The organism is Streptosporangium sp. NPDC002721, from assembly GCF_042888905.1.
Taxonomy (GTDB): domain Bacteria; phylum Actinomycetota; class Actinomycetes; order Streptosporangiales; family Streptosporangiaceae; genus Streptosporangium.
This window is the reverse complement of the sequence record NZ_JBIAQI010000001.1, coordinates 516,541-539,135: the sequence shown is the minus strand read 5'-3', so window position 1 is coordinate 539,135 and position 22,595 is coordinate 516,541. Positions and strand designations below refer to the sequence as shown.

The window sequence follows — 22,595 nt, the reverse complement described above, 5'->3', positions numbered from 1 at the left end:
TAGGGGGAATGATGAAATCATACTTATCCATGTGATGAAATGCATCGAGCCACCTTCCCCCCCTTTCGGGGCATCGGCGGGGGAAACTTGACAGCATCCGTGGCCAAAGGTGGGTCCCCGCCGGGTCCTGCCCGTATGCATCAGATGCAGTAGTTCCACCATCTGCTTTCATCTAAGGACACCGGGGCGAACGGGGAACCCGATGACATTAATCGACCGCAACAGTGAGATAACATTTCTTAACAACCTGTTAACGGACTGTGCGCACGGCCGTGGCCGCGTCACGACGATCAGCGGACCCACCGCGACGGGCAAGACCGAACTGGTGTACGCCTTCAGCCGGCGCGCCGTGGAGTCGGGGGCCGTCTGGCTGAGTGCCACCTGCTCGCAGAACGACCAGAACGTGCCGCTCGGCGTGGTGAGCCAGCTCTTCCACAACGCGGCGCTGCCGATCGCCCACGCCTCGCGGGCGGCGCGGCTCATAGAGGACGCGGCTCCCGGGGCGAGACCGCCGGGCGAGCGCCCCGACGACTCCGACTGGCTCCGCGTCACCCAGGGGCTGTGGGCCATCATCCTCGAACTCTCCAAGTCGAGCACCGTCCTCATCACCGTGGACGACGTCGAATACGCGGACTCCATGTCGTGGCAGCTTCTGCTGAATTTCGTGCACCGGCTCAAAAGCGCCAATGTATTCATCGTCCTGACGGCCACCGAGGGTCTTCAGGGAATGAATCCCCATACCGAGATAGACCTCATGCGCCACCCCCACTACGAACGCATCAGATTGGCACCCCTATCTTTAAGGGGTGTCGAGAGGATAATCTCCGATTCCATGGGGGACGCCGTCGCGGCCAAACTCGGGCCGGCGTGCCACAAGGTCAGCGGAGGTAACCCCCTGCTGGTCAAGGCATTGGTCGAGGATGCCGTGAACGGTGGCGGCGACCCGGGGGAACTCGTCGTCTCCGACGTTTTCTCACGGTCCGTGCGCGCTCTTCTGTACCGCAGCGATCCCACCATGCTGGTGGTCGCCCGCGGCCTCGCGATTCTCGGGGAATACGCCCTGCCGAGCCTTCTGGCCGAACTTCTCGACCTCACGACGACAACGGTCAACCAGGCGCTGAACTGCCTGGAGGCCATCGGCGTCCTCGATCCCCCGCGTTTTCGACACGCCAGTGCCCGCGAGGCCGTCCTCGACGACCTGGACCCGCACAAGCGTGAGGAAATGCACCGGCGCGCCGCGCAGCTCCTGCACGCCGAGGGGGCAGCCGCCACGGTGATCGCCGAGCACCTGATCGGCACGTCCCACTTCTTCCAGGAGCCCTGGGCGCTGGCCGAGCTCCGCGAGGCCGCCGAGCAGGCGCTCACGAACGACCGCCACGAGTTCGCGGTGCGGTGCCTGAAGTTCGCCCTCGAACTGTGCGACGACGACCGGCAGCGCACGCTGACGACGACGATGCTCGCGCGGGCCGAGTGGCGCCTCAACCCCGCCGCCGCCAACCGCCACGTCAACCGGCTCATGGCGACCGCCCGGCAGAAGGGACTGGACTTCCAGGAGCTGGACGCGCTGCTGAGGTACCTGCTCTGGAACGGGCGGCACGACGAGGCGGTGGAGGTCCTCGAACAGATGGACGTGCTGGCCACCGAACCCGACGCCGACGAGGAGGCGGCACGGCTCGACGTCCTCCACCGGCGCCTGTCCAGCTCCCATCCCCTGGTCCTCTCCCGCACCCGATCCGTCACGGGTGTGGGTGTGGGCGCGGGCACGGGCGTCGTCTCCCCCGCGAGGACGGCGTGGACGGCCACCGGGAGCGGCCCGCACGCGCAGGCCGCGTCGCTGCTGGCGTCCGTCCTGCGCGACGGCCCCGACGACAGGACGCTCGGGATCGCCGAACGCGTCCTGCACTCCACCTCACTGGACGACGCGAACCTGGAGACCGTCGAGTCCGCGCTCTTCGCCCTGATCTACTCCGACCGCCCGGACATCGCGGCGCCCTGGTGCGACGTCATGTACTCGGAGGCGGTGATGCGCGGCGCGCCCACCTGGCGCGCGGTGCTCGCCTCCCTGCGGGCGGGCATCGCCATCCGCCAGGGGGACCTGGTCCTCGCCGAGGAGTACGCGCGCCTGGCCCTGGACATCGTGCCGCCCCGGAGCCTGGGGGTCCTCGTCGGGCTGCCGCTGGCGGTGCTGATCCGCGCCAACACCGAGATGGGCAAGTACGACGTGGCCGCGCACCACCTCAGGCGGCCCGTACCCGACACGCTCCTCCAGACCCGGTTCGGGCTCTACTACCTGCAGGCCCGCGCCCACTACTATCTGGCGACCAACCACTCGCACGCCGCGCTCGACGACTTCTCCACGTGCGGGCGGCTGATGCGCGCGTGGGGGCTGGACACGCCCTCCCTGGTGCCGTGGCGTCACGGCGCCGCGGCGGCCCTGCTCCAGACGGACCAGCGGGAACAGGCCAGGGCCCTGCTGCAGGAACCCTACGACCTGCCCAGCGGCGACTCGCTCCGGGCGAGGGGCATCTCACAGCGCCTCCTCGCCGCGGCCAGTGACCTCAGGCAGCGTCCGTCCATGCTCCGGGAGGCGATCGACATGCTGCAGGCCGCGGGCGACCGCCTGGAGATGGCGTACGCGCTGGTCGACCTCACCCACACCCTCACCGAGCTCGGCGAGCCCAACAAGGCGCGGATGGTCGGCCACCGGGCCGTCAGCGTGGCCGGCGAGTGCCAGGCGGAACCGCTGCGGCAGGCCGTACGGCACAACACCGACGGCTACGACAACACCGGAGGGCTGGAGGGGATGAACATGCTCAGCGACGCCGAGCAGCGCGTCGCCTCCCTCGCCGCGCTGGGCTACACCAACCGCGAGATATCCAGGAAGATCTACATCACCATCAGCACGGTCGAGCAGCACCTGACCCGCATCTACCGCAAGCTCAACGTGAAGGGACGCAGGGACCTGCCGGCACAGTTCTCCTGACCCGCTCACGGCATGGGCGCGGTTCTCCCGGAACCCGGGGAACCGCGCTTTTCCGATTGACCCTCTGATCAGATCCGACGCCCCCGTCCCCCCGGCCCTCCCCGATCGAACCTGCCCGCCGCCCGCGCGCCGGTGGGGGCAGCCGGGGGCGCGGGCGGCGGGCGGTTCACTCGGTATGGCTGTCCACCTTTACCGAGCGGAGAAGGACCATGGCGAGTACCGCCGTCAGTGCCATGACGACGGTGCCCAGGATGGCGGCCACCTGCATGCCGCTGGTGAAGGCCGAGCGGGCGACGTCGAGCAGGGCCGCCCCGGCCTGCTCGGGCAGCCGCGCGGCCACCCCGAGCGCGCCGCCGAGGGTCTCGTGCGCCACCCGGGCCTCCTCCCCGACCAGACCCGCGGGGTTCGCCTCGGCGAACTCCTCGCTGTAGACGGCCAGGCCGATGCTGCCCAGGATCGCGATGCCGAGCGCGCCACCCAGCTCGGTGGAGGCCTCCATGACCGCCGACGCCGAGCCCGCGCGTTCCGGCGGGGCCACCGCGACGATCATGTCGGAGGCCAGCGCCTGCACCGCTCCGATCCCGGACCCCAGCAGGAGCAGGCCGGCGATGAGGAGCCACCGGTCGGAGTCGACCTCGATCCAGCTCATCACCAGGAAGCCCCCGGCGGCGAGCATCATGCCGGCGCCGATGATGTATCCGGGGCGCACCCACCGCGCGACCACGGCGGCGAGCATCGAGCCGACGAGGGCGGTGCCCGCGGCGGGCAGGGTGAGCAGTCCCGCGACGAACGGCCGCAGCCCGAGCACCATCTGCAGGTACTGCGCGATGAAGTAGAACAGCCCCACGAGAGCGAAGATCGCGAGCGTGCTCGTGATCAGGGCCATGCTGAAGCCCCGGCTGGAGAAGAGCCTCAGGTCGAGCATGGGATCGGGCAGGGCCCGCTGCCTGCGCAGGAACACGACGCCGAACGCCAGCCCGACGATGACGCTGAGCAGCGCCTGCGGGCTGAAGTCGTCGGCGGCGAACTGCTTGATCCCGTAGACCGTCGGCAGCACGGCCGCGAGCGACAGCAGCGCGCTGAGCAGGTCGAACCGCCCCGGTTTCGGATCGCGGTACTCCGGCAGCAGGATCGGCCCCAGGACCAGCAGCAGGACCATGACCGGCACGTTGATCATGAACACCGAGCCCCACCAGAACCGCTCCAGCAGCCAGCCGCCCACGATCGGCCCCAGCACGCTGCCCCCGGCGAAGCCGGCGGCCCAGATGGCGACGGCCATCCGGCGCTGCTGCGGGTCGTGGAACATGTTGCGGATCAGCGCGAGGGTGGGCGGCATCAGGCTCGCCGCCGCCGCGCCCTGCAGGGCGCGGGCCACGATGAGCAGCTCGGCGTTGGGAGCGTACGTCGCGACGACCGACGTGATGCCGAACGCGGTGGCGCCGAGCAGCAGGAGCTTGCGGCGGCCGATCCTGTCGCCCAGGGTGCCCATCGGGATCAGCAGCCCCGCCAGCAGGAAGGCGTAGATGTCGACGATCCACAAAAGCTGGGAACCGGTCGGCGCCAGGTCGGCGCTGAGGAAGGGCAACGCGAAGTACAGCACGGTGACGGTGATGGAGATGAGCAAGACGGGCAGGACCAGCACCGCCAGCCCGAGCCACTCCTTCCGCCCGGCCGTGGCTACGCCCTGTGTCATGAGCACAACTCCTCGGGTACGTCGTACGTCGTCAGGTGCATACATCGTACGCACAATTCTGGGCCCTAAGCAACGATTCACTGGGAACTGTGATCATATACAGTAAGATGCAGTTGAGGGACCGGATAAATGGCCAGATCAGCACCATGGAGGCACGCTCCCACCGTTGAATATCATCACGCGGAGGCATTCATTACGTCACAAAAGTCATGTGTTAGGATTTCGTCACACAGCTGGTTACGCCGGAGTCGGACGAGGACCATATGTTGACGTGCGCACAGTGCGGCAAGACTTTGAACGCCGCACCACGGGGGCGGCGCCCGCGATACTGTTCCCGTGCCTGTCAGGCACGGGCCTACCGGGTTCGCACCGCCGAACGAACCACTCCACCCGCTTCTTCCACCACCACGACCGCTCCGTCCACCAACGGCTCCGGGGGCCGCGCCGTGTCCGGTCAGGCCGGGGGCACCGGGCAGCTGGCGGAGCACTACGTACCTCCGAGCGGCCTGAGCACGGAACGCATCGTGCGCACCGCCGTTCACATCGCCGACACCGAAGGGCTCGACGCGCTGTCGATGCGCCGCGTCGCGGCCGAGCTGGGCGCGGGCACGATGTCGCTGTACCGCTACGTGTCGGGCAAGGACGCGCTCGTCGAGCTGATGGTCGAGTCCGTCTTCGGCGAGACCTCCTACCCCTCCCCCGTTCCCGGGGGCTGGCGCACCAGGCTGGAGGTCGCCGCCAGGAGGGAGTGGGGGATGTACTCCAAGCACCCCTGGGCGCTGCGGGTCATCGCCACGCCCCAGCCTCCGATCGGGCCCAACGTGCTGGCCGACGTCGAGTGGGCGATGCGCGCGATGGACGGCCTCGGCCTCGACCCGACGACCATGCACTGGGTGGCCATCATGGTGAGCGCCCAGGTGCAGGGCGCGGCCCTGCTGCTGGTGAACGAGGTGGAGGCCGAGCGCCGCACCGGCGTCACGACGAGGCAGTGGCGCGCCTCCAAGACGCCGATGCTGCTGGAGATCCTGGAGTCCGGGCAGTTCCCGATGCTGTCCAGGCTCTACGCGGAGCAGGGCGACGCGATCGACATCGACAAGTGGTTCGAGTTCAGCCTGCGACGGCTCCTCGACGGCCTCGCCGTCCTGATCGAGGACCGGGACAAGGGGTCGGGGTACGGCGTGCGGCAGGGGTCGGTGCGCGACCTGGCGAGATAGAGGCGGCCCGGCGGGGTCCCGGGGCGCGAGCCGCCCCGGACCGCCCGGGGGCGCCTTCACCGGAAGGCCGTCCCACCGGAGGACCACGCCGGGCCGGGGCCGCGTCTCGGCTACTCCGCGATCTTCGTCCGGGTCGTCCATCGGAAAACCAGCGCGTCGTCCTCGGGGATCGCGCCGCCGGGGGTTGGCGGCGCGAGGGGGCGCTCGAAGTGCTCGTAGCCGTTCTTCCTGGGGATCTTTATCTTCCCGTACGCGAACACCGCCTCGTCGACCCGGAGGGTCCTCGGGATGTCCACGGGGCCGCCTTCGAGGACGACTTCCACGTACGCCGGGCCGGGCGGTGGCGGAACGGCTCCGGGAAGGGCGCGCTCTCGCGCCGCGCCCTCCTGGCCGCCCCGGTCGATGGAACCGATGGAACCGATGGAACCGATGGAACCGATGGAAACGCTCACCTGGAATACCTCCGGTCGGTGTGTTCAGCCGATGTGGCCCGCCGGGACCCGCCAGGGCCCGCGACCGGCCGGGGCCGCTCCCGCGCCGCCCGTGCCGCGGAGACCGCTCAGCGGAACTCCGCGGCGACGGCGCGCACGTAGCGGCCGTAGCTGGAGGTGGAGAGCCGCGCCCCCAGCCGGTCGCAGGCCTCGGCGTCGATGAAGCCCATGCGCAGCGCGATCTCCTCGACGCAGGCGATCCGCACCCCCTGCCGGTTCTCCAGCACCTGCACGTACTGGCTGGCCTGGAGGATCGACTCGGGCGTCCCGGCGTCCATCCACGCGAACCCCCTGCCCAGGTCGCGCAGGCGCGCCCTGCCCTGTGCGAGGTAGGTGAGGTTGACGTCGGTGATCTCCAGCTCGCCGCGGGCGGACGGCTTGAGGTTCTTGGCGATGTCGATCACGTCGTTGTCGTAGAGGTACAGGCCGACGATCGCCCGGTTGGAGCGGGGGTTGGCCGGCTTCTCCTCGATCGAGAGGAGCCTGCCGTTCTCGTCGGTCTCCCCGACGCCGTAGCGCTCGGGGTCGCTGACCGGGTACCCGAACAGCACGCAGCCGTCCAGGTCGGCGACACTCTCCTGGAGGAGGTCGAAGAAGGAGTTGCCGTGGAAGATGTTGTCGCCCAGCGCCAGGGCCACCGGGTCGCCCCCGATGTGGTCGGCGCCGACGATGAAGGCGTCGGCCAGTCCCCTGGGCTCGTCCTGCTGGGCGTAGGTGATGTCCAAACCCAGGTGCGATCCGTCCCGCAGCAGGCGGGCGATCTGCGGCAGGTCGGTCGGCGTGGAGATGATCAGAATCTCCCTGATGTCCGCGAGCATGAGCGCCGAGAGCGGATAGTAGATCATCGGCTTGTCGTTCACGGGCAGGAGCTGTTTGGAGACCGCGAGCGTCAGCGGATAAAGCCTCGTGCCGTGACCACCTGCGAGAATGATACCTTTCACGGAAAAACCCCTCATGACGAGGCCGGCGCCTGAAGGTCAATCGGGCAGCGAGCCGGCAGGTAACGGAAGACTCGCAGGGGGCATAAAGGCCAACAACCCCCTATCGCCGCCCCTGTCCCCCTACTTATCGCCAAATATTTGACCGGCGCAATCAGGGTTTCTCACATCGGATCCCCCACCTACAGTCGGAGCCGCGGGCCGGAATTCCACGGTGGTGAATCACGGCCGAATAGCGAGTTACCGTACGCGTACCGGAATACGGCGCGCGTGCCGGAATTCCAGGACCCGCGCATTCACGGAAGGGCACCGCCCCTGCGACGCCCCCGGCCGCAGGGCCGGATCTCCCCCGCCCAGCGACCACAGCGAGGTGGATCTCAGATGAGGATTCTCGTCACGGGAGGCGCCGGTTTCATCGGCTCCCACTACGTACGCACCCTTCTCGGCCCGGACGGCCTCGACGGCCTCGACACGGTCACCGTCCTGGACAAGCTCACCTACGCGGGCAACCCGGCCAACCTCGACCGGGTCCGCGACGACGCCCGCTTCGAGTTCGTCCACGGCGACATCCGCGACGCGGAGCTCGTCGGCAAGCTCGTGGCCGAGCACGACCAGGTGGTGCACTTCGCCGCGGAGTCCCACGTCGACAGGTCGATCCTCGGCGCCTCCGAGTTCGTGCTGACCAACGTGGTGGGCACCCAGACACTCCTGGACGCCGCCCTCCACAGCGGGCTCGCGACCTTCGTGTACGTCTCCACCGACGAGGTCTACGGCTCGATCGCCGAGGGCTCCTGGCCGGAGACCGACCCGCTGAGCCCCAACTCCCCCTACGCCGCCTCCAAGGCCGCCGGTGACCTGCTGGCGCTCTCCTACCACCGCACCCACGGCCTGGACGTGCGGGTGACCCGCTGCTCCAACAACTACGGGCCCCACCACTTCCCCGAGAAGGTCATCCCGCTGTTCATCACCAACCTGCTCGACGGGCTGAAGGTCCCCCTGTACGGCGACGGCCTCAACGTCCGCGACTGGCTGCACGTCGACGACCACGTCAGGGGCATCGAGCTGGTACGCGAGGGGGGCCGCCCCGGCGAGGTCTACAACATCGGCGGCGGCACCGAGCTGAACAACCTGGAGCTCACCGGCCTCCTCCTGGAGGCCTTCGGCGCCGACGAGAGCAGCATCGCCTACGTGGAGGACCGCAAGGGCCACGACCGCCGCTACTCGGTCGACTGGACCAAGATCAAGGAAGAGCTGGGATACCGGCCGCGCAAGGACTTCACGACGGGCCTGGCCGAGACCGTGGCCTGGTACCGCGACAACCGCGCCTGGTGGGAGCCCCTCAAGGCCGGGGCGCGCGTCGGCTGAATCCCGTCCTCAGGTCCCCGTGCCCCCGTCGCGCGAGACCCCCGCCCCCGGGCCGGCCTGGGGGCGGGGGTGTGCGGGACGGGGGCACGGGTGTCCACGTTCAGGCGCGGAGCTTGGCGTAGAAGCCGAGGCACTCCTCGTAGACGGGGAGCATGCCCGCGCGCCGCGCCTGCGCGAGGGTCGGCGCCGCCGCGTCCTTCTCCGACAGCAGCGGTTCCACCCCGGCGGGCCACTCGATCCCCAGCTCGGGGTCGAGCGGGTTGATCCCGTGCTCGCGGCCGGGCGCGTACCCCTCGGAGCACAGATAGACCACGGTCGCGTCGTCGGTGAGGGCCATGAAGGCGTGGCCGAGCCCCTCGGAGATGTAGACGGAGCGGTGCCGCTCGTCGTCCAGGAGGACCGACTCCCACTGCCCATAGGTAGGCGACCCGACGCGGATGTCGACGATCACGTCGAAGACCGCCCCCCTGACGCACTTGAGATACTTCGCCTGGCTGGGCGGGACGTCGGCGAAGTGCACGCCCCGCAGCGTCCCCCTGCGTGAGACGGAGTGGTTCGCCTGCAGGAGGGCCAGGCTCTGGCCGGTGGTCTCGCGGAAGCCGTCTCCGTGGAACCACTCGTGGAAGCTGCCCCGGCTGTCGGGGAACACCTTCGGCTCGAACACCCACGCGCCGTCGATGCCAAGCGGGCGCATGCTCATCACTGTCTCCTTCCGGGGATCACGCCCCGTCCCGCCGACGGGCGGATGGCGTGAGACGGTGAGGCCGTGGGCGCCGCGGGCCTCCTCCCAGCGGAGTCTTCAGTTCCGTGCCCACCTTGGGAACCCCTCATCTGCGGACGCGAACAGGGGTGTCACGCGCCCGCGTGACACCCCCGCGCCGGTCGGAGCGGCGTTACCGGACCCCGGTCACGGCTTGTGCCGGTCGTAGCCGACGCCGTTGCACTGGCGTCCGCCGTTGACGCAGTGCTTGACCAGGGCCACCTGGCGCTGCTGGTCCCAGCCGTTCATGAAGTCGTAGTGGAAGGAGTAACTGACCCCCGAGGAGAACGACAGCCCCTTGGTGACGCCCCCGGGAAGCTTGTAAGGGATCTTCATCTCCAGCATCGGCACCGGCACCGGGTGGCTTGCCGGGCACACCCCGCGCACCGGGTACGCCACGTGGCTCTTGTGGTTCGCGCTGTCGAGATCGGTGCCGTTCCAGCAACTCGGGGCCTGGTGCCGCATGATCAACGACGACCCCGCGGGGCACGACGCCGGGAAATCCTTCGACTTCGCGTTGCCGCAACTCCAGTAACCCTTGAAATCCGCTTCCGACGTCATTTTCGTGTCACCGACGATCAACCGGAACCCCACGGGGAACGGCTGCACCGTCCGATAATCGGAGACACCCGACTTGTAATAGATCGTCGCCATCTCCGGCTTGACCGGCTTACCGCCCTGCAACAACGTCGGCGACCAATACGCCGAACCGTCCTTCGGATCCTGGCAACTCGTCGGCCCGGAAACCAGGGAGGCGTTCGTCGACCGCGCGTCCGTCCCCTTGTTGCCGAAGAACGTGTGATTGTGCGCCGCGCCCGCCAGACCCGGATAAACGATCGGGTCGTCCGGCAGGTAATGCGTCATCGTGCAGTTCGCCGCGAACTCCCGGTACTGCGCCCGCGGCGGCGGCCCGGAGAACGTCGGGCTCGGGGTCGCGGCCGGCCTGGTCGAGGCCGGCGTCGGGGTCGCGGCCGGCCTGGTCGAGGTCGAGGTCGGCCTCGGGGCCGGGGTCGCGGTCGCGGCCGGAGTGGCGGCCGGCTTCGTGGTGGAGGACGCGGCGGGCAGTGCCCACGCCCGCTCCCCCGCGGCGAGACCCGCGGGCGACGTGGCGGCGGCCGGCGGGCTCACCGCCACGACGAGACCGGCGGCGAGGAGGGCGGTCGCGGCGGCGCGGCCCAGGCGACGTCCCCGCCGCGCGATGGCCCGGAATCCGGGAACGCCCGGCAGACCGGCGTCGGCCCCGCCCCGTCGTCGCTTCTGGTCGACCATGAAGGTCCTTTCGAATGACTGCTGTTCGGATGGCTGGTACTCGGATGACTGCTACTCGGATGGCTGAGCGAGGCGTGCAGGCGGGCTCGCGGCCCGCCGGTGGAGCGTGAGGCCGCAGCGCGGCCACGGTCCCGTGGCCGGCTGATCGCCGGGGAGCGCCCTGCCACGTCCGGCGAGCGCCCCGTGCGACGGCGCGTCGTACGCTAACGGCGGGCGGGAGGCCACGAACCGGGCCAAAGGTCCCGGTCCGGCCGAGGACCACGGCCCACTTCCCGGGCACGTGCCCGGTGAGCCGTCAAGCCTTCCCGAGGACCCGGGCCGGTGCCGGACTTTCCCTGGGACGGACTCGACGGGGTGCCGGACCTTCCCCGGTACGGGCTCGGGCTTTCCGGGGAGCCCGGCGAGACCTCAGGCGGGCGGGTCCCCCGTCCAGACGATGACGGCCTCGGTCCTGCTGCTCACCCGGAGCTTGGCGAAGATCTGGCTGAGGTGGTTCTTGACGGTCTTCTCCGTCAGTCCCAGGCGCACCGCGATGGAGGCGTTGGACAGGCCCTGGGAGAGCAGGGTCAGCACGTCGCGCTCGCGCCGGGTGATCCCGTAGCGGGTCTGCGCCGTGCGGCGGCGCTCGGCGCGCTCGCGCTGCTCGCGCTCCTGCTCCGCCTGGGTCCGGAAGAGCGAGGTGGCCACGGAGGCGGCGGCGGGAGAGAGCCAGCCCCGTCCGGCGGCGACGGCGTGGACGGCGCGGAGCAGGTCCGGCGGATCGAACTGGCCGTGCACCAGGTAACCGCGCGCCCCGCCGCGCAGCATCGCGGTGATGAGATCCTCGCCGGAGTCGCTGGTGAGCACGAGGACGGTCGTGTGGAGGGCCAGCTCGCCCAGGACGGAGAGCCCGTCCGCGATCGGCATGCGGTGGTCCAGCAGGGTCACCGCCGGCCTCAGCCGCTGGGCGGCGGCGAGCGCCTCGCGGCCGTTGCACGCCTCGCCCACGACCCGCACCCCGTCGTCGGCGTCCAGGAAGGCGCACATCGCGGCGCGGACGATCGGGTTGTCGTCGACCACCAGCACGTCGATCACAGGGACGGCTCCACGTCGATCACAGGGACGGCTCCACGGCGTTCGGCGGCGTGAGGGACGCGGGAGGGACCGCGCGGCGCGAGAACTCGCCGGCGCCCGGCGCGTCCCCTGAGGTCGGCACCCGCAGCGTCACCACGGTGCCGTCGCGCGGGCCGGACACCACGCGCAACGAGCCCCCCAGGGCTCGTGCCCGCTCCGACATGCCGACGATCCCGAAGTGCCCGCGGGCCTGCAGCCCGTCCAGCTCGCGCGGGACGTGGAAGCCGAGGCCGTCGTCGGCGACGACGAGCTCCAGGAAGGCGTCGAACGGTGTCAGCCGTACGACGACCTCCCGCGCGCCGGCGTGCCGTTGCACGTTGGCCAGGGCCTCCTGCAGGACGCGGGTAACCTCGTAGCGCACCGCGACACCGGGGTCGCAGCGGGCGGCGGTGATCCGGACCCCGACACCGGACCGGCGCGACCAGGAGCGGCACAGCCCGTGGATCGTCTCCTCGAACGCCTGGTCGGGCACGTCGCTCCGCAGCCCCTCCAGCAGCTGCCGCGCCTCCCTGGCCGCGGCCTCCGCGCCCCGGGAGACGGTGTCGGCCAGCTGTTCGGCGAGAGCGGGCTGGCGGCGCAGCGAGGAGGGCAGCGCCAGGGCGGCGAAGGACACCCCGCGCAGCGTCTTGCTGACGGAGTCGTGCAGTTCCCTGGCCAGCCGGGCGCGCTCGTCGGCCGCCGCCGAGCGCTGGGCGGAGGCCACCACCTCCACGGCCAGGTCCATGTAGCGGACCAGGGCGGCGGTGGCCACCGCGCCGCCCACCCCGGCCAGGACGCTGGTCATCGGGAAGGCCATCACGAAGGCGGCGACGTCGGGCGGGGGCATGCTCTCCCGCAGGGCCCAGGCCGCGGCCGCGAAGCCGCACGCGGCCTGGGCCGCCCAGATGGCCAGCGCCCGCATCCCCAGCAACGCGCCCCCCAGGGCGGCCGAGCCCGCGGCGTAGCAGAAGTAGGCCATCCCGCCCTTGCTGAGCGCGAGGATCGCGAGGGCGACGAGCCAGTCGGCCGCGATCACCGGCAGGGCCCTGCGTACGACGGCCGGCCACCGGGTCAGCACCGTGACCTCCGCCACTGTGGCGAGGACGGTCACGGCCAGCACGGCCAGCACTCGCCAGCGGTCGGTCACCAGCAGCAGCCCGGCCCCGGCCGCGGTCAGCACGACCGCCGCGCGGCCCAGCATCACCGCGCGGCACAGTGCCGCCGCCGCCACCACGGGGTCCACCGCGTAGGCGGGCGAGCGTGTCACCGTCCTGCCCCCCTCAGCCCCTGAACACGATGTCGTCGACGAAGAACTCGTACGCCTGCGGCATCTGGTCGGTGGCGATGGCCAGGTCGACCCGGCGCAGCCGCCCGGGGGTCAGCGCCCCGACGCGCAGCGTGAAGCTGGACCAGCGGAGCGGGGGCGCCCGGAGCACCATGGTCCGGGTGCCCGCGCGACCGGCGGACGGCGAGGCGGAGACCCGCAGGATCGTGCCGAACTCCCGGCCGCCGAAGATCCGCAGACGTAGCGTGGTGTTCCCGCCGACCGTGAACGGCGAGGCGGCGAGCAGCGTCACCGTCGCCGGGTCCTCCCGCTTCTTGACCCTCTTCTGCACCCTCATCGCGGTCTGCTCGCCGTCCGGCGGCCTCTGTCCGGGCGTGACGTTCGTCCCGGTGCCGAGGGCCTGCCATCCGGTGTCCAGGACGTCGGTGTAGACGGCGCAGGAGGGGCCGGTGGAGGTGATCTCGACGGTACGGCCCGCGCCGGACCCGGTGGGGGCGACGCAGGAGAGCCCGGGGGCACCGGAGGGGCGGGAGGTGGACCGCACGGCGGGCGAGGCCTCCGGCCGGAGGGCCGGCCGGGATCTCCTCGACGCGCTCGGGGAGACGGCGGGGTCCGGCGTCCGGGATCCGGCGGTGGTCTTGGGGTCGGCCTCGGAGGTGGCCTCTGGGGTCGCCTCGGGAGTGGCGGCGGGCGTCGCCGGGGGCGTGCCGGGAAGCGTGACGGCGGGCGGGGCGTTCCGGGGTCGCGCGGTGATCGAACCGTCCCGCTCGGGGATCAGCAACGGAGGCACCCCGATCGCGACGGCTCCCACCGCGACGGCGAGAACCACGTACCTCGTCTGCCGCCCCCAGGGGTACCGCTCCGGGAACCCGCGTTCACGGCTCGCGCGGCGGCCTGTGCCCACGGTGAACCTCCTGTCCCCTGATACGCCGCGAGAGACGGTCTCACCCGCGCCGCGCAGACCTGAGTAAACACCATTTTCACCGCGTTTCACTCTCCGCTCGCGGGAGGTCCGCGTCCCGGCCGCGCACCCCCGTTCCCTGCCCGGAAATCGGGACCCGCCCGGCCCTGAAACCGGGACTTTCGTCCTGGCGGCCCCGGGCGGCCGTACGGCGTCCCCGGCACGCCCCGGCGGCCGTACGGCATCGAGGACGCGTAACATCGGCGTGCTGCGACATTCACCCGGCTCCCGCTCGCGGGCTCACCCGAGCTCACCCGGACTCACACAAACTCACCCGGACTCACACGGACACAGAGGATCATGAACGACTCCTTCATCCCCGCCGCCCGCGCGGCGGCAGGCAAGGCCGGGCCCGGCGGCACCGCCGCGCTGCGGTCCTCCCGGCCGGAGAACGGCCGCGGACGGCCCGGCACCGCCGCGCCCGCATCGGTGGAGGCGTCATGACGGACCTCCTGCGCAACCCGGTGAAGAACTACGACTGGGGCTCGCGCACGGCCATCGCCACGCTGGCCGGGCGCCCCTCCCCCGCGGAGCTGCCCGAGGCCGAGATGTGGTTCGGCACGCACCCGTCCGGCTCCTCGTCGGTGCTGCGCGGCGGGACCTGGCACTCCCTCGCCGAGACGGTGGCCGCCGACCCGGTCGCCGAGCTGGGCGAGGAGACCGTCGAGCGGTTCGGCTCGCGGTTGCCGTACCTGCTGAAGCTGATCGCCGTGGACCTGCCGCTCTCGCTCCAGGTCCACCCCTCGCAGGAGCAGGCGCGCGAGGGGTTCACCAGGGGCACCTACGTCGACCCGTTCCCCAAGCCCGAGCTGATCTGCGCGCTGACCCCGTTCACCGCGCTGGCCGGATTCCGTCCTCCCCAGGAGGCCGCGGCCCTCATCGGCGCCCTGGGCGTCGCGGAGCTGAAGCCCGTCGTCGCGCCGCTGGCCGCCGGGGACGCCTCCGCCGCGCTCCGCGCGCTGGTGGAGTGGCCGAAGGACGGCAGGGCGGATCTCGTGACCGCCATCACGCGCGCCGCCTCGGCCGCCGGCGGCCCCGACAACGAGCTGGTCGTACGCCTGGCGGGCATCCACCCCGAGGACCCCGCCTGCCTGGCCCCGCTGTTCCTGCGGCGCCACGAGCTGCGGCCCGGCGAGGCGCTCTTCCTGGGCGCCGGGGTCCTGCACTGCTACCTGAGCGGGTTCGGCGTGGAGATCATGGGCGGCTCCGACAACGTGCTGCGCGCCGGGCTGACCGGCAAGCCGATGGACGTGGAGGAGCTGCTGCGGGTCACCGACCCCTCGGTCCCGGCCCTGCGGATCGAGCCGTCCGGCAACCTCTACCGGGTCCCGGTCCCCGAGTTCCGCCTCGGCACGGCTGTCCCCGGCCCCGGCCTCACCCTGGAGGGCGGGGTACCGCGCATCCTGGTGTGCACCGAGGGCGAGATCGGGACCGGCGAGCACACCCTGCGCCCCGGCGAGTCCGTCTTCGTCCCCGCGGCCCACGGGCCCGTCGAGCTGCACGGCCACGGAACGGTCTTCTGGGCCGAGCCGGGAACCGACTGACACGCTCCCCGGCGGCCCCCGAGGGCGCCGGGACCGGAGGGCCAGGCCCCGCGCGGGACACCGGGCGGGGCCTTCACCTTCATACCGGCCTGGTATGGCGGATACACCCCCGGGGCGGGCGGGGCGTCCCCACCGGCGAGGCTGGAGGTATCCGATGACACCGTCCGACGACCTCGCGGATCCAGACCTCCATCTGGAGCTGATCCTGGTCGAGGTACTGCACCACGAAGCCGAGCACCTCGCGGCCGGCTGAGCGTCCCGGTCCCGGCTCCAACGGGGGGAGCCGGGAGCGGGGGTGCCGGTCTCTCCGGTGTCCGCGACGTCCCGGCGACGGCTGTCCGCGATGTCCGGGTGACGACCGGCCCGCACCCTTGTCACCCCGGCCCCGAAACCCCATATAGAGGGGTAATCACAGTGCCGCGAGCCGCCGCAAGCGGTATGAGCAGGCGATATACCGCCCGTCAAAACGTAACGCGTCCGCGCCGTCACGGGGTGTCATGAGGGAAGGCCTCGCGCAACCCTCACCGGGAGTTCACCGTGGAACCCGTGCTGCTCGTCCTCGCCGTGCTCGTCATATGGGTTTTTTACGATTGGGTGCGTAACTACCTATCGAAATGCCGCAAATGCCGAGGGTCGGGCACGCTGAAGGCCACCTTCTTCCCCCGGCAGTACCGCCCCTGCCCCCGCTGCACGAAGGGCGAGGTCAGGCACGGTTTCGCTCCCAAGAAGTGATGAGAAGGTCGCACCCGGAGCGATGGGGCGGCGACAGGCCCGGTGGCTGGGTGCCCGCCGCCGGGTGACCCGGCTCGCGCCACCGGCCTGGGCACCCGGCCTCCGACGGCCGCGGTCCCGGACCCGGCCCTGGTCCCAGGCCCGGTCCCGGTCCCGGCCCCGCGTCGAGACCGGGCCACGAGCCCTCCCGGCCTGGGTAAGGTGGCCGGGCCGACTCCCCCCGGGGAGCCGGTTTCCCCCTGTTTCTCGTGCCCGACGGGAGGCCGCGCGGCGTGACCGTGATCGACGAGGTGACCCTGTTGCGGGCCTGCGCGGCGGGCCAGGTCCTGCGGGCTCGGGACGGCGAGGAACTCGCCGTCGAGGGCGGCCTCATCCGTGAGCTGTGCCGGCGTGGCCGCGAGGAGATAGACCCGCGCGGGCTGGAGATCCAGGGCGCCAGGATCGGCGGCGACCTCGACCTGAGCGGGATGGAGGTGCTCTTCCCGCTGCGTTTCACCGGGTGCGTGTTCGACCGGCCCGTCCGGCTGGAGGGCGCCGACCTGCACCTGCTGGTGCTGGACGGCTGCACGGTGCCGGGCCTGCTGGCCAACGGGCTACGGGTCCGCCGCGACCTGGACCTGTCCAGGTCGCGCGTCACCGGCGACCTGTGGACCTCGGCCAGCACCTCCCGCAGCGCGGCCGTCTGGCTGTGCGAGTCGGAGATCGGCGGGCGCCTGCTCTGCCTGGACACGGTCATCGACTCCGCGATGCGGGCGGTCCAGGCCGACCGGATGCGGGTCGGCGGGACGATCCGGCTGCTGCACGGTTTCGAGGCGCGCGGCGGGATGCGGCTGCTGGGGGTCCAGGTGGCGGGCTCGCTGGACCTGACCGGTGCCCGGCTGACCCGTCCCGATCGCGGGCTGGCCCTGGACCTGGGCGACGCGCAGATCGGCGGCAGCGTCTTCCTCATCGACGACCAGACGGGCCGCCGCCCGCTGGTCCGGGGCCGCGTCGAGCTGGGCAACGCCCGGATCTCCGGCCAGTTCCTGATCCGCGACGCCACCTTCGAGCCCGTCGACGTGGTCAGCGGCACCGGATACTCCAGCAGGCGCGACGGCGGGAGCGCGATCAACGCTCCCGGCCTCTTCGTGGGCGGGGATTTCGGCGTCGAGGGCGAGTGCCGGATCGGCGGCGGCCTGAACCTCTCCATGGGCTCCTTCAGCACCGTCCGGATCCACCGGGGCTGCGAGCTCACCGTCGGCGGGGGGCGCGCCCTCGACCTGACCAACGCCGAGGTGCGCTCCAGCCTCGTCGTCGAGGAGGGCGTGGCGGTACAGGGCACGCTGCGCCTGGCGGGGGCGCACATCAGGGGCGGCCTCGTCCTCCGGGGAACCCGGTGGAGCCTGCCGGAGAGGAGCTCGCTCGTCGCGGCCCAGGGCGTGGTCGTCGACAGCATGGTGGACCTGCGGGAGATGGAGGCCACCGGCGGCAGGCTGCGGTTCCGCTCCGCGACGATCGGCGGCGCCCTGGACGCCCACCACGCCCGGCTGCGCAACCCGGGCGCCGAGGCGCTCCTGCTCCAGCAGGCGGTGGTACGGGGGTCGGTCCTGCTCAGGGAGGGCTTCGTCGCCGAGGGCCGGGTGCTGCTGAACCGGTGCGTGGTCGAGGGACGGATCGACTGCGACGGCGGCACCTTCGCCGGAGGGGTCGAGGCTGTGTCGGCCACGGCGCGCGGCGGCATGCGCCTGCGCTGGGCCGACGTCCCGCCGCTGGTGAACCTGACGGGCGCGTCCACCACGCTGCTCGCCGACGACCCGGCCGGATGGCCACGGGACTCGTTGATCGCGGGATTCGTCTACGACCGCTTCGACGGCGCCTGGGACTGGCGGGCCCGTCGTGACTGGCTGCGCGGGATGGCCCCCTTCGACGCCGGCCCGTACGAGCAGGCGGCCAGGGTGTTCCGCCAGCACGGCCATCCGGCCGAGGCCGAACAGCTCCTCATCGAACAGCGCCGGCAGGCCAGGCGGGCGCCGTCGCCGGGGGGCCGCTCACCGCGCCGGCTGCTCGGGAACGCCCGCGACCTGCTCTACGGGCTCACCGTCGGCTACGGCTACCGGCCGGGCCGGGTGCTGTGGCTGCTGGGCGCCCTGCTCGCCCTCGTCGGCGTGATGATGCTGCTCCCCGCGGTCCAGGAGACCCTGCGGGCCACCGATCCGCGCGGGAACGTCTACGCGGTGGACGGCAGGCTCGTCACCGTGGACGACGTGACGGCGCCCGCGGACGGCACGGCCACCGCGTCGGGGCGCGGCGCCCGTCCCGGGCCGTGCGGGGACGGGCAGGTGCGCTGCTTCGACCCGCTGTTCTACACGGTGGACACCGTCGTCCCGCTCATCTCGCTGGGCCAGCGCGCGACGTGGTACCCCGAGACGCGCAGCCAGGCGGGCGCGCTCACCTCGGCGCTGCTGAACGTGGCCGCCCTGCTGGGCTGGCTGCTGTCGACGGTCGTCGTGCTCTCCTTCGCCCGGCTCGCCAGACCGGCGTGAGCTCCTCGGCCCCGTCCCGCCCGGTCCCGCGACCGGGCCCGGGACCGGGAGCCGAGCCTCGACCGAGGTCACGACCGAGCCGGGACCGGGACCGGGACCGTAGTCAGGGCCAGGGCCACGACCAGAGCCGAAGCCGAAGCCGGAGCCGAAGCCGAAGCCGAAGCCGGAGCCGGAGCCGCGACCGGAGCACGACCGGAGCCGGGCGGGATCAGCCGAGCCCGCCGGGCAGGCCCGCCTGGATGGCGGCCAGCACCGCCTCGTGCACCTCCTCGCCGGTGTGACCGGCCAGCGGGGCGGGGCTGCCGGTCAGGGTGTACCACTCCTCCGCCCCGAGGTACTGCACCGCGACGTGGGCCTGGTCGTCGTGGACCTCGGTGCGGACGACGAGGTCACCGGTGATGACCCCCACCTCGTCGGTCATCACCCCGCCGGGCCCGGCGAGTACCTGGTTGTCGTAGTGTTCGCGGCCGGTCACGTCGCTCACCCGCGTTTCTCGCCGGCCGGCTGCGGGCGGCAGGTGTCGAGCATCTCGGCGAGGGCGGCCTTCTCCTCGGCGGTGACGGTGAGGCGGTAGTGGTACTTCACGTCCGCCCAGGCGCGGGCGTACATGCAGCGGGAGGCGGCGAGCGGCGGCTTCCACGCCTCGGGCCCCCGGTCGTCCCTGTCCCTGTTCGACGCGGCGGAGACGGCGAGCAGCTGCGGCCGTTCCAGGTCGTTGGCGAAGTTCTCGCGCTCGGCGTCGGTCCAGGTGTCGGCGCCGGAGCGCCAGGCGTTGGCCGGCGGCACGATGTGGCTGACGTCGACCTCCTTGACCGAGCTGAGGGTCCGCCCGTCGTACGCCGAGTACCAGGAGCCCGACACCGCCCGGCAGTCGTCGTCGCGCCGCACGTTCTGGCCGTCGCGCGCCAGCACGGTCTCGCGGGTGTCGCAGGCCGGGCCGCTCGGGCTCCAGTGCGGGAAGCGGTCCCGGCCGTAGCCGTCCATCGACCGTGGCTCCGCGACGACCAGCAGGTTCAGCTCGGCGCGGGCGATCGGCGGGACCGACGGCTCGGGCAGCCTGACCGTGGCGGCCGACGGCCCGGCGAGGGTGACGAGGAGGGCGGGCAGGGCTGTGAGGGCGGCGGCCGTACGGCACCGTTGTCGTGTCAGCATGTGCCACCACTACCAGCAGCGATCGCCTGGAGTAACGAGAAACGCCGTCGCCGCCACGGAGAGTGGCGGACACGTGGGAGAACATTCCCTCCTCGCGGGGGCGGCTCTCACGGGAGCGGCTGTCCGGAGCCGCCTCGGGCGACGGCCGGCCGCGGCCGGCCCCGGCGACCGTAAGCGCGGGAGCGGCGGCGGGGAAAGTCGCGGTAAGGGGCGGAGACGCATTGATCAAAATCGGCGTGGGACCGGGTGGCCGGTGGGTGAGGGGCCCTAGAAGAGCGGTGGGGCCGTGATGGTCACGGCCCGCAGGCCCCAGGAGGAACCCGTGCGACGTCTCTTCAGCAGGACCGGCTGTCTGGCCGTCATCGCGATGCTCGCCACCATGATGGCCGTACCCGCCCAGGCCGCACCCGCGACGCGCGCCTGCGCGACGCCCCTCACCGTGCGGACCGACGCGCCCTCACCGGCCGCCGAGTCCGAGCCGGTCTACTTCACGATGACGACCGCCGGCTCCCCCAGGCCGTTCGTCATCAAGCTCACCGACCCCGAGAAGATCAGGCACGCCCGGCGGATCCTCAGCGGCCAGGAGACCGAGCGGACGCACGTCATGGGCCGGATCATCAAGAGGCCGGCCCCGTACAACCCCGCCTACGGCTTCCACCTCGACCCGAACACGATCGACTTCTTCCAGATGGCCATCGAGGTCTGCGACGCGACGCTCTCCTACGTCGAGGAGCACCTCGACGAGGCGTGCGGCGCCTTCCTGCCCGGCTGCTTCTTCTGCCCCTGGACCTCCAGGCTCGTCGCCGAGGTCCCCGCCCCCTGACGCCCGCCAGGCGGGTTCGCGTACGGCCACCGCTCCCTCTCCGGACCGGTGGCCGCCGGGCGGGCCCGGTGAGGCGTCGTCACGCCTCCCGGTCGCGCGAGGTGGTGGAGGTCAGCACCTTCTTCGCCTTCGCCATCAGGGCGAGCGCCACCACCGCGAAGGCGAGCGCGAGCAGGGTGAAGACGGTGAGCGACAGCTCGTCTGTCCAGCCCAGCAGCCGGGGCGACGCCGTCGAGACGGCGAAGAGCGCGAAGAACAGCATCGACCAGGCGTACAGCCTCACCCGCAGGACGTGGCCCGGCCCGGCGACCACGCGCGGGGCCCGGCCCGTCACCAGCACGTGGACGCTGTGCGCGGCGATCACGCATCCGACCGCCAGCAGTGCCCAGCTGAACGCGACGGACAGTGTGTGCACGCTCATCGGGATCGCACCTCCTCGGCGCCGACGACGACCGGAGACGACATCTCCGATCTTCGGCCGCCTGCCCGGCGAGAGGTGCGGCAAACCATCCGCACGTACGGCGCCGCACGGCCCCGGCCCGTCTCCCGTCGCCGTGAGAAGCCCCCGCCTCAGGCGGGCACGGCCTCCCACACGAACCCGTCCGGGTCGGTGAAGGGCCCGGCGTCGCCGCCGATCACGATCCGGTGCGATCCGCCGCCCTCCTCGGGGAGGCCGGTGTCCCTGGCGAGGGCGCGGCGCGGGTAGAGCGCCAGCGTGACGGCCGAGGACGGGGTGTCGAACTCGACGTACCTGCCGCCGAAGCTCTTCGCCACGGCCAGGCCCCGGCCGACGTAGAAACGCCTGCTCGCCTTGACGTCCGCCACTCCCAGCAGGAGCGCGACCTGGTCGATCCGCCGGGCGGCGGGGCCGGTGTCCTTCTTCCGTGAGGTCGCGATCTTGCAGATCGTCCCGTCGGGGGCGCGCACGACGCCGCCGTACCCCCAGAAGCTCTTCGTGGCCGGCTTCAGCGTCGTGGCGCCGGCGTCGAGGGCGGCGTCGACGAGGGCGTCGACGTCGCCCGGCTGGGAGGCCACGAGTGACAGCGCGAACCCGCGGAAGCCGGTCGCCGGCGCGTCCGAGGCGCGTACGTCCACGTAGGGGTCCAGGCCGAGGGCGTCGTAGAAGGCGTTCGCCGCGGCGGGGTCGGACACCTCGAGGGTGACGGATTCGAGAGAGGTCATGGCAGGTCCTTCGGGGGAGGTGGGTTCGTCGTCGTGTCGGCGTCCGCCAGGAAACGGCGGGTGCTCACCGGTCCTGCAGGAGCCCGAGCACGTTGCCGTCGGGGTCGGTGACGGTGGCCGTCAGGCGGCCGCCGCCGACCTCGTGCGCGGGCTCCCGCACGGTGGCCCCCGCGGCGGCCAGGTCGGCCAGCTTCGCCTCGATGTCCGGTACGTGCCAGTAGGCCACCGGCGAGGTCATGTCCTGCGGCCCGCCGCCCGGCACCAGCCCGATGTGCTGGCCCTCGGCCTCGAAACCGACGTAGTAGGGCGAGTCGGTCTGTGGCGGGACGCCGAGCAGGGCCGCGTACACCGCCCTGGCCTTCGCCAGGTCGGACACGGGGTGCAGCACGGTCCTGATTCCCCGGGTGGAAGAGCCGGTCATGGTCACTCCTGTGGTCGTGGGTCACGTCTGGTCGCGGGTCACGTCTGGTCTTGGGCCACGTCGACCCGCCGTGTTCGTGTTCACAGCCTCTCTCCCGGCCCGCCCGGTCCACATCCGTGGTGACCACGGAACCGGCCACGGAGTCGGCCACGGAACCGGCCACGGAAC

General features: G+C 71.8%; 21 protein-coding genes. 8 read left to right on the top strand and 13 right to left on the bottom strand.

The window, feature by feature from the left end; all coding sequences use genetic code 11:
• The first annotated feature begins 202 nt into the window (after window positions 1-202).
• Window positions 203-2,983 carry an AAA family ATPase gene (locus tag ACFYWM_RS02175; protein ID WP_389907470.1) on the top strand — a complete coding sequence of 927 codons (2,781 nt, stop codon included), beginning with the start codon at window positions 203-205 and terminating at the stop codon, window positions 2,981-2,983.
• Between the two features lie 166 nt (window positions 2,984-3,149).
• Here ACFYWM_RS02175 and ACFYWM_RS02170 read toward each other — a convergent pair whose 3' ends face one another.
• Window positions 3,150-4,676: an MFS transporter gene (locus ACFYWM_RS02170; protein WP_389907468.1), complete on the bottom strand. Its 1,527-nt coding sequence runs from the start codon at window positions 4,674-4,676 to the stop codon at window positions 3,150-3,152.
• A gap of 446 nt (window positions 4,677-5,122) precedes the next feature.
• Between ACFYWM_RS02170 and ACFYWM_RS02165 the strand changes: the two genes are divergently transcribed.
• Window positions 5,123-5,890, top strand: coding sequence for a TetR/AcrR family transcriptional regulator (locus ACFYWM_RS02165; protein WP_389907466.1), 768 nt, complete (start codon window positions 5,123-5,125; stop codon window positions 5,888-5,890).
• Window positions 5,891-6,000: 110 nt separating this feature from the next.
• Here ACFYWM_RS02165 and ACFYWM_RS02160 read toward each other — a convergent pair whose 3' ends face one another.
• The gene (locus ACFYWM_RS02160) at window positions 6,001-6,342 is read right to left on the bottom strand and encodes a DUF5988 family protein (protein ID WP_389907464.1); all 342 of its coding nucleotides are present in this window, start codon (window positions 6,340-6,342) and stop codon (window positions 6,001-6,003) included.
• Window positions 6,343-6,449: 107 nt separating this feature from the next.
• Entirely contained in the window at window positions 6,450-7,322 is an 873-nt protein-coding gene (rfbA, locus tag ACFYWM_RS02155) for a glucose-1-phosphate thymidylyltransferase RfbA (protein WP_389907462.1), read from the bottom strand.
• Between the two features lie 378 nt (window positions 7,323-7,700).
• On the opposite strand from rfbA, the gene rfbB reads away from it, so the two are divergent.
• Entirely contained in the window at window positions 7,701-8,684 is a 984-nt protein-coding gene (gene rfbB / locus ACFYWM_RS02150) for a dTDP-glucose 4,6-dehydratase (RefSeq protein ID WP_389907460.1), read from the top strand.
• Between the two features lie 100 nt (window positions 8,685-8,784).
• Here rfbB and rfbC read toward each other — a convergent pair whose 3' ends face one another.
• On the bottom strand, window positions 8,785-9,384 hold the full coding sequence (gene rfbC / locus ACFYWM_RS02145; protein WP_389907458.1) for a dTDP-4-dehydrorhamnose 3,5-epimerase: 600 nt from the start codon (window positions 9,382-9,384) through the stop codon (window positions 8,785-8,787).
• Between the two features lie 207 nt (window positions 9,385-9,591).
• Window positions 9,592-10,308, bottom strand: coding sequence for a DUF1996 domain-containing protein (locus tag ACFYWM_RS02140; protein ID WP_389907456.1), 717 nt, complete (start codon window positions 10,306-10,308; stop codon window positions 9,592-9,594).
• A 1-nt stretch (window position 10,309) separates the two neighbouring features.
• Between ACFYWM_RS02140 and ACFYWM_RS02135 the strand changes: the two genes are divergently transcribed.
• On the top strand, window positions 10,310-10,780 hold the full coding sequence (locus ACFYWM_RS02135) for a hypothetical protein (RefSeq protein WP_389907454.1): 471 nt from the start codon (window positions 10,310-10,312) through the stop codon (window positions 10,778-10,780).
• Window positions 10,781-11,121: 341 nt separating this feature from the next.
• On the opposite strand, the gene ACFYWM_RS02130 is transcribed toward ACFYWM_RS02135, so the two are convergent.
• The 3 genes from ACFYWM_RS02130 to ACFYWM_RS02120 are packed head-to-tail and all read right to left on the bottom strand — an operon-like array spanning window position 11,122 to window position 13,994.
• Entirely contained in the window at window positions 11,122-11,787 is a 666-nt protein-coding gene (locus ACFYWM_RS02130) for a LuxR C-terminal-related transcriptional regulator (RefSeq protein WP_389907452.1), read from the bottom strand.
• Between the two features lie 19 nt (window positions 11,788-11,806).
• A complete protein-coding gene (locus ACFYWM_RS02125) occupies window positions 11,807-13,072 on the bottom strand; it encodes a sensor histidine kinase (protein ID WP_389907450.1) in 1,266 nt (421 codons plus the stop codon).
• Between the two features lie 13 nt (window positions 13,073-13,085).
• Complete coding sequence (locus ACFYWM_RS02120; RefSeq protein ID WP_389907449.1) at window positions 13,086-13,994, bottom strand: hypothetical protein; 909 nt, start codon at window positions 13,992-13,994, stop codon at window positions 13,086-13,088.
• A gap of 357 nt (window positions 13,995-14,351) precedes the next feature.
• On the opposite strand from ACFYWM_RS02120, the gene ACFYWM_RS02115 reads away from it, so the two are divergent.
• The 3 genes from ACFYWM_RS02115 to ACFYWM_RS02105 all read left to right on the top strand — a co-directional run bounded on the left by ACFYWM_RS02115 (window position 14,352) and on the right by ACFYWM_RS02105 (window position 18,849).
• Window positions 14,352-14,495, top strand: a complete 144-nt coding sequence (locus ACFYWM_RS02115) for a hypothetical protein (RefSeq protein WP_389907447.1) — start codon at window positions 14,352-14,354, stop codon at window positions 14,493-14,495.
• On the top strand, window positions 14,492-15,595 hold the full coding sequence (manA, locus tag ACFYWM_RS02110) for a mannose-6-phosphate isomerase, class I (RefSeq protein ID WP_389907445.1): 1,104 nt from the start codon (window positions 14,492-14,494) through the stop codon (window positions 15,593-15,595). Before ACFYWM_RS02115 ends, manA begins: the two co-directional genes overlap by 4 nt.
• Before the next feature lie 1,004 nt (window positions 15,596-16,599).
• Complete coding sequence (locus tag ACFYWM_RS02105; RefSeq protein WP_389907443.1) at window positions 16,600-18,849, top strand: hypothetical protein; 2,250 nt, start codon at window positions 16,600-16,602, stop codon at window positions 18,847-18,849.
• Between the two features lie 208 nt (window positions 18,850-19,057).
• On the opposite strand, the gene ACFYWM_RS02100 is transcribed toward ACFYWM_RS02105, so the two are convergent.
• Window positions 19,058-19,333, bottom strand: a complete 276-nt coding sequence (locus ACFYWM_RS02100; protein WP_389907441.1) for a hypothetical protein — start codon at window positions 19,331-19,333, stop codon at window positions 19,058-19,060.
• A complete protein-coding gene (locus ACFYWM_RS02095) occupies window positions 19,330-20,001 on the bottom strand; it encodes a DUF1524 domain-containing protein (RefSeq protein ID WP_389907439.1) in 672 nt (223 codons plus the stop codon). Before ACFYWM_RS02095 ends, ACFYWM_RS02100 begins: the two co-directional genes overlap by 4 nt.
• A gap of 322 nt (window positions 20,002-20,323) precedes the next feature.
• Here ACFYWM_RS02095 and ACFYWM_RS02090 point away from each other — a divergent pair, with 322 nt between their 5' ends.
• On the top strand, window positions 20,324-20,824 hold the full coding sequence (locus tag ACFYWM_RS02090) for a calmodulin-binding protein (protein ID WP_389907437.1): 501 nt from the start codon (window positions 20,324-20,326) through the stop codon (window positions 20,822-20,824).
• A 79-nt stretch (window positions 20,825-20,903) separates the two neighbouring features.
• Here ACFYWM_RS02090 and ACFYWM_RS02085 read toward each other — a convergent pair whose 3' ends face one another.
• The 3 genes from ACFYWM_RS02085 to ACFYWM_RS02075 form a co-directional block, all read right to left on the bottom strand.
• Window positions 20,904-21,245, bottom strand: a complete 342-nt coding sequence (locus ACFYWM_RS02085) for a hypothetical protein (RefSeq protein WP_389907435.1) — start codon at window positions 21,243-21,245, stop codon at window positions 20,904-20,906.
• Window positions 21,246-21,394: 149 nt separating this feature from the next.
• Window positions 21,395-22,006: a glyoxalase gene (locus tag ACFYWM_RS02080; protein WP_389907433.1), complete on the bottom strand. Its 612-nt coding sequence runs from the start codon at window positions 22,004-22,006 to the stop codon at window positions 21,395-21,397.
• 64 nt (window positions 22,007-22,070) lie between these two features.
• On the bottom strand, window positions 22,071-22,427 hold the full coding sequence (locus tag ACFYWM_RS02075; protein WP_389907431.1) for a VOC family protein: 357 nt from the start codon (window positions 22,425-22,427) through the stop codon (window positions 22,071-22,073).
• Window positions 22,428-22,595 lie beyond the last annotated feature (168 nt).